We start from the raw sequence: 13,829 nt of genomic DNA, 5'->3' as shown, positions 1-13,829 counted from the left end.
CGCTACTCCGAACCCGGGACCCCGGTTCGGACGGCGACCGAGTCAGCCCTCCCCTTCTGCAGCACGTCGATGACCACGTCGTCGTCGCAGTAGCGGGCCACTCCGGTCATGTCGGCCGTCGCGGTGATCAGTGCGTTCGCCCGGTCGCCCGACAGTGGGTAGTCGGACACGGCGTGGCGCCAGTGCGCAGCGACGATGGTCGCGCCGGTCGCCAGCCGCGCACACTCTCGATCCAACACGCGGCGCAACGTCGGCTCCGACAGGTAGTAGGCCACTTCGGAGAGCACCACCAGATCGAAGTCGCCGCGCGGCCAGTCGGCGTCCAGCGACGACCGAAGAAGGGTGAGATTGCGTCGCCCGCCGTTGCGTTCGCCGGTGGCATCGAGCGCGGCCTGCGCCACGTCGCAGGCGGTCACGTGATCGCATCGAGCGACCAACTGCTCCGTCAGCACACCGATGGAGCAACCGGGCTCGAACGCGTGCCGGTAGCGCTCGTCGGGCAACATCGCCATGGTGATCGCATACTTACGCCTCTCGTACCAACGGTCCGCCAGCTTCCATGGGTCGCGGGCGGCGGCGTAGACGTCGTCGAAGTAGCGGTCGGGAAGGCGCTCCATCAGCGAATCACGGTCTCGCCCACCGCGAACAATCGCTGAAGCACGAAGGGTGGCAGCACGGCGTCCAGGCCCGGTTCGTACGGCTTCAGTTGCGACCCGAACACCGCGGCAGCAAGACGCTTGCGCGCCGACGCGACGCGGTCGACGGGTGCCATCGACATGCGATGCCACGGCACCGCGTCGTCATCGGGGCGCGCCCAGTGCCACATCCACACCGGGTACTCGAGCAGTTCGGCACTGGTGCGCTCGACCGCGGCGGCAGCGCTGCGCCCGACGACCTCGTGGTCGGGGTGCCCGTCGCCCCGCCAGGTGGCGGCGCACCACGTGCCGTCGATGCCTGCGTCCAGGACGTCGACCAGGAGTTCGGTCAACTCGGCTTCGCGGGCGGTAAGGTCGCCGTCGGGCAGCCCGAGCCACACCGGCTCGCCGAGCCCGAGGATCTTGACGGCGTCCCGTACCTCGGCGCGGCGGTCGCGTTCCAGCCACTTTCGTTCCAGGGGTGACAAACCCGGGACCGAGCCGCCTCCATCGGTGACGGCGACGACGCTGACGTCGACTCCGCGCGAACGCAGCATCGATGCGGTCGCTCCGAAGCCCAGCGTCTCGTCGTCGGGGTGGGGCGCCACGAGGACCAGCGCGGGACACTCGGACAGGTCGAGGACGGGAAACTCGCGACCGCGGTTGCGCCACTCCGCGGTGGTGGTACCGCCGCCCGCGATCGGCCGCGCGGCGAACAGCGCTCCGTTCCCCGAGTCCACCGCGGTCACCTGGCGGCCACCTTCCCGAGGGCGGCCAGATCACGCTCCGCGTGACTCTGCCGCACGTAGATCGTGAGATCGGCGACCCGCTGGGCGTGCCTCGCGTCGAGGACGAGGGGGCCGGGTCCCAGAGCGCGTCCCGTCCGGACGATGGCCTCGTCGACGGCCCGTTCGACGACGGCCCGCACCCTTCGCGCAATCAACTCGGCGCGATCGCCTCGCGGTTCGGCATCGACGTAGCAGGCCGCCGACACCAACATCGCCTCAGCGGCGGCAAGCGCCGCGTCGACCGCACCAAGGTGAGCGAGCGCATGCGCGTCCGGGATCGAACCGTCGTGCCTCTCCGCGAGGGCACGGTAGAGCGGCGCGGCGACGCCGCGGGCACCGCCGAACCAGCACGCTGCCACGCCGATGGCACCGTGCCAGAAGCCCGGCCTCGTCAGATAGTCGCCGGGCCTGCCGACCGGGACGCCCACGGCACCGCTCAGGCGCACCGACCGGGTGCCGGAATCGCGCATGCCGACGTTGTGCCAGTCATCAGCCAGCACCTCCACTTCGTCCTGGCTCAGGTCGACGGCATAGAGTCCGGGGCCGTTGTCGTCGCACCTCGCGGTGATGAGGGCATGAGTACAGATTGCCGCGCCCGAGCACCACGCCTTGATGCCGGTGAGCAAAGTGCGTTCGTCGTCACCCTTGCCAGCGGACACGACGGCCTGCGGCGCCTCTGCGGCCCACACCCCCCACAGCTGATCCGCGGTGGGGGTTGGGCCATCTAGTTCGGACAGGATCGCGAGCGCATCGGTGTGTGCCTCGGCCAATCTTCCTGCGACCACGTCATTTTCGGTCAGCGCCGCCAATTTCCACCATCGCGAGCCGGTGCGACCCGAACCCGGCACGGGAAGGTCCAGTTCGCCGGCATCGAGCCAACGGTGAACCAGGACGGCGGTCACGCCGCATCTCCGCGCGACGACACCGATCTGAGGTAGGCCGCGAATCCTCTGGGAGCCCGACCTTCACGTCTGGCCGACGTCTCGACGGACAGGTCGGCGTCCCGGTGGATTCGGCAACCCTTCTCCTCGAATCGCCGCACCAAATCGACGTCCTCTCCCGAGGGAAGGGTGGCGAAGCCACCCACCTCCCAGTAGACGTCCGCCCGGAAACCCATGTTCGCGCCGTGGACGTGGTCGTGGCCGCCACCGCGCCTGCGGGACTTGGCCCGGTAGGCGGTCAGATAACGATTGATCGACGAGGCCGAAAAGTGCCGCCAATTGGTGACCCGGACGACGCCGAGCACCATCTCGGCGTCGGCCGCCATCTGGTCGACCAGCCAATCGGCATCCACCCGGCTGTCCGCGTCGGTGGTGGCGTACCAGACGCGCGACTCGTCGGACTTCTCGATGCCGAGGGCATTTCGCGCATACTTGAAGCCGGCCGCCCTGGTTGCCCCGACGTTCTTGGCATCCACTTCAACGAAGTGCACGTCGGCACCGAATTGTCCTGCGAGTAGCGCACTCTCGTCGGTGCAGGCGTCGAGGACGACGACGGTCAGCACCGGTCCCGGCGCTGCGGCCGCGGCAGTGAGGACGGCCTTCAGACACGACGGCAGCCGCTTAACCTCGTCGTGCGCGGGAATCACCACCACTGCACGATCAAAGCTCATCGGTCGCTCCGTTCTCGACACCCAATGTTATTGATAGGCAGGGAATTTCGCGGACCTCAGGCTGGCAGCGAGGTGAGCGGCGTTCCGCGCGGCCACGCCGGTCGCAGAAGCGACCGGCGCTGCAACCTCGTCGAGACCGTCATGGTTGGTGGTCTCCTTCGCCGCGCCGCTCCAGTGCGTGCAGCCAAGGCGGCTGGCGTCGGCGTCAACCTGCGGCACCAGCGCTCTCAGCGGTGTCGATTCCTCACTCACAGTCGCCGATTACCCGGCCCGCACCGCCCGAAACCCGCGGCTAGAGGTGCGGGGCTTCCTTGATCTTGCTGTCTTCCTTGCCCGCGGTCTGGCAGAAGGTTTGAACCGACAGCTTCGTCCCCGTGACCTCCAGCTGCGCCGCGTCGGTGCCCTTTTCGTCCTTCAGCATCTTCGAAACCGCCGTCTGCTGGTCGGCGTCGTTGGCTGCCAGGTAGTCCTTGCAAGACGTGTCGCCGCCCTCTACCTTCGCGCCGCAACCGCTCAGCAGCGCGCCGGCCGCCAAGCCAGCCGCCATCAAGCTCGTCATCATCTTCGTGCGCTTCAAGGCCCAATCCTCCCGCTGGGTTGCTGTGACCGCCTTGGTCACCCTCCATGTGCCCCGCAAACCGCGCCGTGAAACTCCACGGGTCCGTTTCAGGTTCGCTGCCACGGGTAATGCCCCGGTTGGTACCGCAACTCCGGGGCGACTCCGCAGACAGGATGCACATGGAAACGACAACAGTCCGGGACGGCAGGCACACCACCGTCAACTGGATCTTGGCCATTCTGACGGTGCCCGCCGCTTTGGCCGTCGTCGCGTACGCCTATCTACAGGTGCTCGGAACGGCAGGGTGCAGCGATCAAACCTGCCCCAACCGCGGACCCAGCGAGACCGTCTTCGGACTCATCGAGTACGGAATTCCCGTCGTAGCGGTTGTGGCGGTGGCACTTTCATTCGTCACGGCACGTCGCCGGTATGGCATCGCGGTACCGGCGATTGCGTTGGTCGTCATCGCCGCTGCCGCGGTCATCCTGTTCACCACGTTCTGAGCGGCTTCACGCCGCGTCGACGGTTGCCGCGGCGCCGATGGAAATGCCTTCTCGGCGCAGGCCAGTCACCACCATCTGCCGCAACCGGCGCCCGACGTCGAACTGCTTGCCCGGGAGCGTGCGTGCCACCATCCGCAGCTTGACTTCGTCGACCCCGATGCTCTCCACGCCCATCAGCGCCGGCTTGTCGAGCAGTAGGTCGGGCAGAACCTGGTCCTGCATCGCGTTCTCCGAGACGGCCTTGAGCACTTCGTTGACGCGGTTGAGATCGGCTGAGGTGGGGACGGGGACGTCCACCACCGCGCGTGCCCAATCCTTGGACAGGTTGAGCGATTTCACGATTTGCCCGTTTGGCACCGTGAACATCTCGCCGTCGCTGGTTCTCAGCTTGGTCACCCGCAGGGTGACGTCCTCGACGGTGCCCACCGCCTCGTTGCTTGCGCCGATCGTGAGCTGCACCAGATCACCGAACCCGTATTGCTTCTCGGTGATGACGAAGAAACCACTCAGCAGATCCTGCACGATGCGCTGCGCACCGAAACCGAGCGCGGCACCCAGTACCGCGGCGGGAGCGACCAGCGAGCCGATCGGCAGGCCCAACGTGTTGATGACGTCGACGGATACCACCACGTACAGCACGGCGATGGCGACCGACGAGATCACCGAGGCCACCGCCTGACGGTGTTTGACCGCCTCGGATCGTACGGTCGCATCCGCGTCGTCGCCTGCGGCGAGCCGGCTGCTGATTCGGCGTGCGACGTGCCGGATCACTCGCGTCGCGATGATCGTCGCGACGATCACCAGCACGATGTGCAGGCCCTTGGTGAGAATCCAGTGGCCGAACTCCGACGACCACAACCCATCCCAACTCTGTCTGAACTCGAATGCACTGGAGGTAGCGGCCGATGTCACGCGGGTGGACTTCACGCCCAACGGCGTTCCCGACCGTCCACGCGACAAAACACATGCGTCGCAACGATCGCCAGCGGCAACGCGTTTCGCCTGCGCAACGTGGGGAACCCAGCGAAGATGGCCGCCCCCGCAGTGTTGTTCGACATCGACGGAACGTTGATCGACTCCAATTACCTTCACGTGCACGCCTGGCAGCGCGCATTCAGCGAGCAGGGTCACGTCGTCGAGTCGTGGCGTATTCACCGCCGCATCGGCATGGACGGCTCGACGCTCCTCGACGAGTTGGTGCCAGGAATTGCCGACGATGCCGCCGACCGCGTGCAGGATCTCAATTCCCGCTACTACCAGGAACTGACCTACCTGCTCAGACCGCTCCCCGGGGCGCTGCAACTGCTGGACGCGGTAGCGGCGAAGGGCCTGCAGGTCGTGCTGGCGACGTCGGCACCCGAGGACGAGTTGGCGATCCTGCGCAAGGTCTTGGACAGGGACGACATCGTGTCCGCGGTGACCTCATCGGCAGACGTGGACACCGCCAAACCCGAGCCGGGCATCGTCCAGGTCGCGCTGGATCGAGCCGCCGTCGACCCTAGCCGCGCTGTCTTCGTCGGCGACTCGGTGTGGGACGTCCGCGCGGCGAACCGCGCGGGGGTACCGTGCATCGGAGTCGAAAGCGGCGGAATCGACCGGCGTCTGCTTCAGGCTGAGGGGGCGGTGTCGGTATTCGAGAATCCGAGCGATCTCATCGACCACCTGGAGCAGACTCCCATCGCGCGGTTGGTTCAGGACTTGTTGGCCCGCTGAATCAGCGTCCTGGTGGCCTTCTCCAGGATTGCCTGCTGCTCGCCGGCGCCCTTGGCCCGCGCTGCTCGCTTCGCGGCGGCGGCGATCGTCAGGCCTGCCTCATAACCAGTGACGACGCGGGGATCGACATACGACGCGCGCGCGACTGCGGGCGTGTTGCCGAGCTCCTCGGCCACCTCCTTCATGACCGCCGCCTCGACTCGCTTGACGACCTTCTTCGACACGGGCGGATCTGCGTCGACGAAGGCCGCAGCGGCGAGCACGGTCCCGTGCCACGTTCGGAGATCCTTGACGCTGTAGTCGTCGCCAACCAGTTCCTTGAACCGTGCGTTGAGATCGTCGGCGTGGACGTCCTTCCACGCGTCCGCATCCTTGACCACCAGGAAGCGGTCGCTGGGACAATTGCGTCGCAAGAGCGACCGCACCGCCGTGACGACCGCGGAGTCATCGATCTCGAGGGTGCGGCGGACGCCACTCTTGGCCGGAAAGTCGAACGCAACGGCGCCGCGCCGGACGGTGACGTGCTCACACAACAGCGTCGCGAGGCCGTGGGATTCGTTCTCCTCGGCGTACTGCTCGCCGCCGGCCCGGAAGTAGCCGAGATCCAGGAGATGCAGGGCAAGCGCCAAGACGCGGTCGCGCGTGAAGCCACGACCCCCGAGATCCTCGGCGATGGTCGCCCGCCAGGCAGGGAGCTTCTTCGACATCTCCAAGACGCGGTCGAACTTTTCCTCCGTCTTGTCGTCCTGCCAGGCCTGGTGATAGAGGTACTGACGACGGCCTGCCACGTCGGTACCGACCGCCTGAATGTGGCCGTTCGCGTATGGGCTGATCCATACGTTCTTCCACGCCGGCGGAATCACCAACTCCGTAATGCGTTGCAGTGTCTTGGCGTCCGTCACCGGCTTGCCGTCAGCCCGCTGATACGAGAAGCCCTTGCCCCGTCGAACGCGGGCGATCCCTGGGCCGGTCAGGACGCTCCTGCGCAGGCGCATGTCAATCCTGCTGTTCGCGAAGGACTTCCGGTCCACGTGGCGCGCGCCTGGCCGCCCTCGAGCTCGTGGCGATCGGCTCGTCGTCGTAGAATTGCTCGTTGCACATGGGCGGGGATTACCCCCCTTGGCTCGAACCAAGCATCGAGCTGAGTGGAAGGATGCGACAGTGACCGTAACGAGCAAGAACAACGTGACGTTCACGGGCAACGAAGCCGGCACGACGGTCATGCTGGCGCACGGGTTCGGCTGCGATCAAAATCTGTGGCGCCTCGTCTCCGCGCGGTTGCGCGATGAGTTCCGCGTGGTGTTGTTCGACCACGTCGGATCCGGAAACTCCGATGCTGCGGCTTGGGATGCGGAGCGCTACTCGTCGCTACAGAGTTACGCCGACGACATCCTCGACATCGTCGAGGAGCTCGATCTCACTGACGTCGTACTCGTGGGGCACTCGGTCGCCGCCATGATGGGCGTACTCGCGGTCGCGAAGGATCCCCGCCGGTTCGCCAAGTTGATCCTGCTGACGCCGTCGCCCTGCTATCTCGATTCCGAGGGCTACACCGGCGGCTTCACGCGCGCCGACATCGACGAGCTACTCGAGTCCATGGAGAGCAACTACCTCGGATGGTCACGCACCATGGCCCCGAACATCATGGGCACACCCGACCGACCCGAGCTGGGAGAAGAACTGACCAATTCCTTCTGCCGCAACGATCCGGTGAAGGCTCAGGTGTTCGCGCGCACGACGTTCCTCTCCGACAACCGTGCCGACCTCAGCCGGGTTGGGGTGCCGACGCTGGTGATCGAATGCCTTCACGACACCTTGGCGCCTCGTTCCGTCGGCGCCTACACGAAGGAACACATCGTCGGCTGTCGACTCGTCACCATCGACGCCACCGGGCACTGCCCGCAGCTAAGCGCACCCGACGACACCACGGCGGCCATCGCCGCGTTCGCCGCCGGTCCGTGACGGACGTCGGCGACGACCTGCGGGACGCGTTCGACAACGCGCCATGCGGCTATGTCATCACCACCCCCGAAGGAGAGATCCGAGCCGTGAACGCGACCATGGCGTCATGGCTCGGGCGCGCGCGCGAGGAACTGATCGGTACCCCATTCGCCAGGCTGTTGACCGCCGGCGGCCGCATCCACTTCGAGACCCACTTCATGCCGATGCTGTTGGCGTCGGGACTGCTCAACGGTGTCGCCGTCGACCTCGTTGCCTCGGGCGGCCGGCGGCTTGCCGTGCTCCTCACGGCGAACGTCAAACCCGACGCCGAGGGACGCCCCGCGCTCGTCCGCATCGTCGCCGACGACGCCACCGACCGCCGGTCCTACGAGCGCGAGCTTCTGGCCGAACGCAAACGAGCCGAGGACGAACGCGGGCGCGCAGTGAGTCTTGCCGAGACGCTCCAACTCTCGCTTCTTCCGCCGTCCCTGTCGCCGCCACCCGGCCTCGAAGCGGCCGCGCACTACTACAGTCCTTCGGCCAGCGACGTCGGCGGTGACTTCTACGATCTGTTTCCGCTGTCCCGGGAGAGGTACGGCTTCTTCCTTGGCGACGTCTGCGGGAAGGGTGTCGCCGCAGCCACGCTGACCTCGCTGACCCGCTACACGTTGCGCGCCGCCGCCGTGAACGACGAGCATCCCGTCGGCGTGCTGCACACCCTCGACAGCGTTTTGAAGCAGGATGCATACGCCGACAAGGGATGGTTCTGCACGGTGCTATTCGGCTTGATCACCCTGGGCAACAACAGTTTCGATGTCGAGATCGCCACCGGTGGACACCCGCCGCCCCTGCTTCTCGGTGCCGACGGCACCGCCCGATACGTGCCTACTGACGGAGGCCAGGCGGTCGGACTGTTCGCCAAGCCGACGTTCACGTCCGTACGGATCGCGCTGTCGCCGGGTGACACGCTCTTGACCTATTCCGACGGATACACCGAGGCACGGACCGGCACTGGGCCGCGACGTTACGACGACGACGGCGAACTGCTGCGCTTCGCCTCGGCTCACACGCCCAACGACGCGCACGGCATCGTCGCGGCGATGCGGGCTCTGATCGAGGATCTCGGCGCGGGGGTCGAGGACGACGCCGCCGTTCTCGCCCTCGGGGTGCCCCCCAGCTAGGCGAGTTCGAAGTTCATCGTCACGGTGGTGCCCGTCGCCGTGCCGTCGAGGGTGACGTCGCCACTGACCGCGCGCATCAGCGGGACCCCTCGTCCGCGGACCCGCGGGTTGACATCGGGCAGCTTCCACGAACCGAAATCGCTGATGCGGATCGAGACTCCACGGCCCTTGGCTTCGGCGCACACCAGCATGCGGCCGGCTTTGGCGGCGCGGTATCCGTGCTCGATGCTGTTGGTGCATGCCTCGTTGACGACGAGCACGATGTCTCCCGCGAGGTCGTCGGGGATGCCGGTGGCCCACAGCCACCTGCCGATCTGGTTCCTGATGTCGCTCAGCTGATCGGGTGTCGCCAGCACGTCGATCTCCAGCGGTGCGGGTGGCCTGCGGTAGACCACGATCGCGACATCGTCGTCGAACCCGTCCTTCGGCGCGAGTCGACTCAGCACGGCGTCCGCGACGACGTCCGCCGGAGCTGCGATGTTTTCGGCGAGCACCTCACCTGCGTGCTGAATCCCGTTGTCGATGAGGTCGTTACGACGCTCGACGAGCCCGTCGGTGTACAGCATCAACGTGGAGCTCGGGGAGAGGAACTTCGACGCCTGCGGTCGCGGGCCGGCCTTCTGCACCCCCAGGGGCACCGAGGTGGCGCCGGTCAACGTCTTCGGTGTCGTGCCTTGCGCGGCGAGCAGGGCAGGCACGTGGCCCGCGCTGCTGTAGGTCATCTCCCCCGTGTCGGTGTCGATGGTGCAGACGAAGACGGTCGTGCAGTAGGCGCCGGGGATGAGCGCCGCCGCCGAGTCGAGTTCGTCGAGTAGTCGCCCGGGCGTCGCTCCGTTGATCAGCAACACCCTGGCCGAGCTGCGAAGTTGCCCCATGACCGCGGCCGCTGCCAGGCCACTGCCCACGCAGTCACCGACGATGACGCCGATCTGATGGTCGCCGACCGCCAGCACGTCGTACCAGTCACCGCCGATCTCCAGCGGGGAGACGGCTGGCTCATACCGGACGGCGAAGCCGATCGGTGGCTTCGCCGTCGGCATCATCGTCCGTTGCAGGGTGAGCGACGCCTCCCTGGCCATTTCGAATTGACGAACGTGCTGGACGGCCAAACTGAGGTGCCCGACGAGCGCAGTGACGAGGAGCCGATCGTCCTCGCCGACGGTGCGCGGCTCGCCGTGCTCCAACCACAGCGCCGTCGAGCCGGTCCCGGGCAGCACCGCCATGATCCCCAGCCAGGGGCCCGACGGCCCTGCCGTCCCGATTGCCTGCACCGAGAGGGGCGGCCAGCCCCGCGTCTCTTCGAGCCTCGCCTGCAGAAAGGGGTCGAGATCGCGCCAGCTGGTGGCGTCGGAGGTGCCTGCGGCCTGAACTTCGGGATCCGCTCCCGACCTGGTCCACATGACGGCGACGACCCGCTGGACGTCGATCGCCGCACGCAACTCCTCGAGCACGATGTCCAGCACTTCGGCGACACTGGTCGCGATTCCTACCGCGGTGGCCAGACGTGCGACGGTACTTTCTCGGGCGGCCGACGCCCTGATCGCCGTGACGTCGCGGATCGTGCCCACGTACGCGGCGCGTTCGTCGCCATCGGCGGTGACCGAGTTGATGCTCACCGCCGCCCACGTGATGCGACCATCACGGTGCTGCACCGGCGTTTCGGAGATGAGACTGCCCTCTTCGACGAGCAGCGAGAGACGCCGACCCGCTTCGTGCTTGTCGACCACCCACGGATACGGCCACGCGTACGGTAGCCCCTCGGTTCCGCAGCCGGTGATGGCGGCGAACGCCTCGTTCACCTCGATGATGGTGCCCTCGCGGTCGACGACGAAGAACCCCTCCTGAAGCGCGTTCACCAGCGCCGTGCGGAACGCATCGCGGTCCTCGAGGTCGTCGGCCCTCGCGCGCTGCTGCTCGTAGCGCTTGTTGCCGTCCAGAAACCCGCGGGTGGCGATGTCGAAGGTCGCCAGGGTCTGCAGAAGGAACTGCAGGGTGGCGGTGTGAGACGTTCCCGGCGTCGCCTCGACGAGCCGGAAATGGCCTTCGACGATCTGCATCATGCTGAGCCGGTCCTGCAGTGCCCTGCGGCCCAGGTCGTGACCGACCGCGAGGCTAGCCTCGTCCCCCTCGTCCAGATACCGCCGAAGCGCTGCGGCGTAGCTGTCGTGGAAGTCGTCGGCCGCCATCAGGTGGCACCCCTGTGGCGCGCTACCAGCACCAAGGCGTCGTCAGTCACGCGCGTGTGTTCCCCCAAAATGCGATTCGCAATCGCATCCGCCGAAGCCGCGAAGTCGAGCCCGTCGAGGTGGTCTTCGGTGACGCCGTCGCTGGCCATCACCAGCAGGTGCCCTGGACGTACGTCGATGACCTCGGGAACTGGGAGACGGGGCATCTGAAACCCGACGATGCCGCTGACCAGACGGACGAAGGAGGTGGCCGCCACACCGCTCGGCGCCCTGGCGACGAGTGCCGCCGTCACGTTGCCGACACCGACCCAGTTCACGGTGTCGGCGCGGAAGTCGATGCGCGCCAACGTCATTGCGGCACCTCGCGTCGAGCCCAGCTCCCGGTGACAGGCTCCGAGCACCTCGTCGAGCGGCTCTGCTGCGTGCTGCCCGACGACCGAGGCGGCGCGCGCTGCCGCGGATGCCGCATCCGGGCCGTGGCCGAGACCGTCGATGACGCCGAACACTGCCGCCCGGCCATCGACCTCGACGGCGACCGCCTCGTCGCCGGAGGCGGACTGCCCGGGCAGCGGGCGCGCGGCCACCGACCACTCGATGGGTCCGAACCGTCCAGCGCCGATCATGATTGCGGCGTCCACTTCCACATCTCGATCGTGGTCCCACGGCCCGGCACCGAGTCCACGATCAACCGATCCATCAACCGGCGGGCGCCCGGCAGTCCGAGGCCGAGCCCGCGTCCCGTCGAGTACCCCTCCTCGAGCGCCCGGTCCACGTCGACGATGCCGGGACCCTCGTCTTCCGCGCGCACGACGAGCGCTTGGCGCCCCTCTCGGTGCTCCACCCCGACCCTGATCGCGCCGCGTCCGGCGTAACTGGTGATGTTTCTTGCGATCTCGGAGATCGCCGTCGCGATCATGGTGACGTCGGTCAGCGAGAAGCCGAGTTCGCGTGCGAGGTGGTGGCCGGCTTGACGCGCCGTGACGATGTCGTCGGACGTCGTGACGTCGATGACGAGATCCGGCAGCTCAGTCGGCACCGTCTCGCCCGTTCGTGTGCCTTCGCGGCGCGGGCGGCTTGGGGTTGAGCAGAGCCAGCCCCTCCTCGAGGTCGAGCGCGGTGTGCATCCCGTCGAAGACCAGCCCGAGTTGCACCATCGCAAACGCCACCTCGGGTTGCAGGCCCACGATGACGGTGTCGGCACCGCGCAGTCGGGTCATGTGGGCGATGGTCCGAAGTGACCGTGCCGCATAGGAATCCATCACGTCGATGGCGGTGACGTCGACGATGATTCCGTGAGCGCGGAACCGGCTCACCTGTTCCATCAGGTCCTGACGAAGGCGCTCGGTGTCGGAGTCCGTCAGCGCGGCCTGCACCGTCGCGATGAGGATGGTCCCCTGTTTGAGGATGGGTACTGGCATCGGCGTCCGTCGTCGTGTGGGTGCGGGTCTATTCGCCCGCGCGGGTGACCTCGTAGCCGAGGAGCCGTTCGGCTTCCTCGATGCCACCCTGCAGGTCGCCGACGGCATTCATCTTGGACAGGTCCAGTCCGATCGTGACGAGGGTCAGCGCGATGTCGGAGGACAGGCCGGTGATGATCACGTTGGCGCCCATCAGGCCCGACGCGTCGACGGTCTGCACCAGGTGATTGGCGACCGTCGAGTCGATGGTGGGCACACCGGTGATGTCGATGACGACGACCTTGGCGCGATTGGCCCGGATCGCGCGGAGCAGTTGTTCGGTGAGCTGACGCGCACGCGGGCTGTCCAGCACGCCGATGATCGGCAGGATCAGGAGTTGCTCGCGGACCTGCAGCACCGGGGTGGACAGCTCGCGGATGGCTTCCTGCTGCTGCCGGATGATGCGTTCGCGTTCCTGGACGAAGCTGACGCCCACAGTGTTGGCGATGCGGTTGGCGGCGGGCTCGTAGGCGTCGAGGACGCGGTTGAGCAGGTCGAAGTCGGTTTGGTACTTCTCGAACAGCGACCGCGCGAGGACGTCGCGGAGCAGCAGGACGATGCCGAGCACCTCGTCGGTCTCCACACCGCGGGGAATGATGCGTTCGGACAGGTCGCGGGCGTAGGCCTGGAGCGCTTCCACGCTGCCGGTCTCGAGGACCTCGACGTAGTTGTCGTAGACCGCCGTCGCCTCGCCGAACAGCTCCTCCGGCGTCATCGCGGTCAGCAGTTCGGCCTCGGTGATCCGGCGGGCCCACTCCTCGCGCAACACCGTGCGGTTGTATCGCAGGTGTTTGACCAGTTGGGGTAGAAGTCCCTCGCTGGAGTTCGAGTTGTCCGTCACCAGGTCATCTGACATGTGCTCTCCTGCTGCCGCCTGCCTACGCGAGTCGCCGATCTTGACATTAGCCTGACGGGTGACGCGGGTGACGGTTACCCGTTTAATGTTCAGCGAAGCGATCACGGGCACTAGGCTCGTCGTGGCTCGTCGCCGACCACGGTGGACGAGGTTCGTTAGGGAGGGATGGCCGTTGTCAGCAGCCGATGCGCTCTCGACCTCGGTCGAGCGTCGGGACGGGATCACCGTGCTGTTGGTGGACGGGGTGGTGGATCTCGCCACCTCGCCGCCACTGGAGGAGCTTCTTGCCGTGCTGATCGACGAGCGCCCGAACGCGTTGGTCATGGATCTCACCGCGGTGTCAGTCCTCGCGTCGGTCGGGCTACGGATCCTCGCCGAAACCCACGAAAGGGCAGGCG

17 protein-coding genes are annotated in these 13,829 nt (G+C 67.0%); 5 read left to right on the top strand and 12 right to left on the bottom strand.

The genetic code is table 11. The features are described from left to right. Positions 1-2: 2 nt before the first annotated feature. The 5 genes from QOD90_RS31495 to QOD90_RS31475 all read right to left on the bottom strand — a co-directional run bounded on the left by QOD90_RS31495 (position 3) and on the right by QOD90_RS31475 (position 3,654). Complete coding sequence (locus tag QOD90_RS31495; protein ID WP_526356534.1) at positions 3-617, bottom strand: SAM-dependent methyltransferase; 615 nt, start codon at positions 615-617, stop codon at positions 3-5. After that, positions 617-1,384 carry a PIG-L deacetylase family protein gene (locus tag QOD90_RS31490; protein ID WP_526356532.1) on the bottom strand — a complete coding sequence of 256 codons (768 nt, stop codon included), beginning with the start codon at positions 1,382-1,384 and terminating at the stop codon, positions 617-619. Before QOD90_RS31490 ends, QOD90_RS31495 begins: the two co-directional genes overlap by 1 nt. Next, positions 1,381-2,325 carry an acyl-CoA dehydrogenase gene (locus QOD90_RS31485; RefSeq protein ID WP_526356530.1) on the bottom strand — a complete coding sequence of 315 codons (945 nt, stop codon included), beginning with the start codon at positions 2,323-2,325 and terminating at the stop codon, positions 1,381-1,383. Before QOD90_RS31485 ends, QOD90_RS31490 begins: the two co-directional genes overlap by 4 nt. Next, entirely contained in the window at positions 2,322-3,035 is a 714-nt protein-coding gene (locus tag QOD90_RS31480; protein ID WP_526356528.1) for a glycosyltransferase family 2 protein, read from the bottom strand. The genes QOD90_RS31485 and QOD90_RS31480 overlap by 4 nt, the downstream gene beginning before the upstream one ends. Before the next feature lie 292 nt (positions 3,036-3,327). Further along, a complete protein-coding gene (locus tag QOD90_RS31475; RefSeq protein WP_526356526.1) occupies positions 3,328-3,654 on the bottom strand; it encodes a hypothetical protein in 327 nt (108 codons plus the stop codon). A gap of 119 nt (positions 3,655-3,773) precedes the next feature. On the opposite strand from QOD90_RS31475, the gene QOD90_RS31470 reads away from it, so the two are divergent. After that, positions 3,774-4,097: a hypothetical protein gene (locus QOD90_RS31470; protein ID WP_526356524.1), complete on the top strand. Its 324-nt coding sequence runs from the start codon at positions 3,774-3,776 to the stop codon at positions 4,095-4,097. Between the two features lie 6 nt (positions 4,098-4,103). On the opposite strand, the gene QOD90_RS31465 is transcribed toward QOD90_RS31470, so the two are convergent. Then, a complete protein-coding gene (locus tag QOD90_RS31465; protein WP_526356522.1) occupies positions 4,104-5,009 on the bottom strand; it encodes a mechanosensitive ion channel family protein in 906 nt (301 codons plus the stop codon). 117 nt (positions 5,010-5,126) lie between these two features. Between QOD90_RS31465 and QOD90_RS31460 the strand changes: the two genes are divergently transcribed. Further along, positions 5,127-5,810 (top strand): HAD family hydrolase, encoded by a 684-nt coding sequence (locus tag QOD90_RS31460; protein WP_526356520.1) that lies wholly within the window; start codon positions 5,127-5,129, stop codon positions 5,808-5,810. Here QOD90_RS31460 and QOD90_RS31455 read toward each other — a convergent pair. Next, positions 5,789-6,805, bottom strand: a complete 1,017-nt coding sequence (locus QOD90_RS31455; protein WP_526356518.1) for a DNA topoisomerase IB — start codon at positions 6,803-6,805, stop codon at positions 5,789-5,791. The two genes, QOD90_RS31460 and QOD90_RS31455, sit on opposite strands and share 22 nt — an antisense overlap. Positions 6,806-6,971: 166 nt before the next feature. Between QOD90_RS31455 and QOD90_RS31450 the strand changes: the two genes are divergently transcribed. Both QOD90_RS31450 and QOD90_RS31445 read left to right on the top strand, forming a co-directional pair. After that, entirely contained in the window at positions 6,972-7,772 is an 801-nt protein-coding gene (locus QOD90_RS31450; protein ID WP_526356516.1) for an alpha/beta fold hydrolase, read from the top strand. Continuing rightward, entirely contained in the window at positions 7,769-8,932 is a 1,164-nt protein-coding gene (locus QOD90_RS31445) for a PP2C family protein-serine/threonine phosphatase (protein WP_526356514.1), read from the top strand. Before QOD90_RS31450 ends, QOD90_RS31445 begins: the two co-directional genes overlap by 4 nt. On the opposite strand, the gene QOD90_RS31440 is transcribed toward QOD90_RS31445, so the two are convergent. From QOD90_RS31440 to QOD90_RS31420, 5 genes are read right to left on the bottom strand one after another with little or no spacing between them, the layout of a single operon-like run. Beyond that, positions 8,929-11,118: a SpoIIE family protein phosphatase gene (locus tag QOD90_RS31440; protein ID WP_526356512.1), complete on the bottom strand. Its 2,190-nt coding sequence runs from the start codon at positions 11,116-11,118 to the stop codon at positions 8,929-8,931. The genes QOD90_RS31445 and QOD90_RS31440 overlap by 4 nt on opposite strands. Then, positions 11,118-11,741, bottom strand: a complete 624-nt coding sequence (locus QOD90_RS31435; protein WP_526356567.1) for a SpoIIE family protein phosphatase — start codon at positions 11,739-11,741, stop codon at positions 11,118-11,120. The genes QOD90_RS31440 and QOD90_RS31435 overlap by 1 nt, the downstream gene beginning before the upstream one ends. Then, the gene (locus QOD90_RS31430; protein WP_526356566.1) at positions 11,738-12,142 is read right to left on the bottom strand and encodes an anti-sigma regulatory factor; all 405 of its coding nucleotides are present in this window, start codon (positions 12,140-12,142) and stop codon (positions 11,738-11,740) included. Before QOD90_RS31430 ends, QOD90_RS31435 begins: the two co-directional genes overlap by 4 nt. 1 nt (position 12,143) lies before the next feature. Continuing rightward, a complete protein-coding gene (locus QOD90_RS31425) occupies positions 12,144-12,536 on the bottom strand; it encodes an STAS domain-containing protein (RefSeq protein ID WP_526356510.1) in 393 nt (130 codons plus the stop codon). Between the two features lie 28 nt (positions 12,537-12,564). Then, entirely contained in the window at positions 12,565-13,431 is an 867-nt protein-coding gene (locus QOD90_RS31420) for an STAS domain-containing protein (protein WP_526356508.1), read from the bottom strand. Between the two features lie 172 nt (positions 13,432-13,603). Between QOD90_RS31420 and QOD90_RS31415 the strand changes: the two genes are divergently transcribed. Next, a partial coding sequence (locus QOD90_RS31415) for an STAS domain-containing protein (RefSeq protein WP_526356506.1) occupies positions 13,604-13,829 on the top strand: 226 nt, incomplete at its 3' end.

The organism is Mycobacterium sp., assembly GCF_032161845.1.
In the GTDB taxonomy this organism is placed as follows: Bacteria; Actinomycetota; Actinomycetes; order Mycobacteriales; family Mycobacteriaceae; genus Mycobacterium.
Note: the sequence above shows the minus strand (reverse complement) of the source record. Positions and strands in the feature narration are given on the sequence as shown.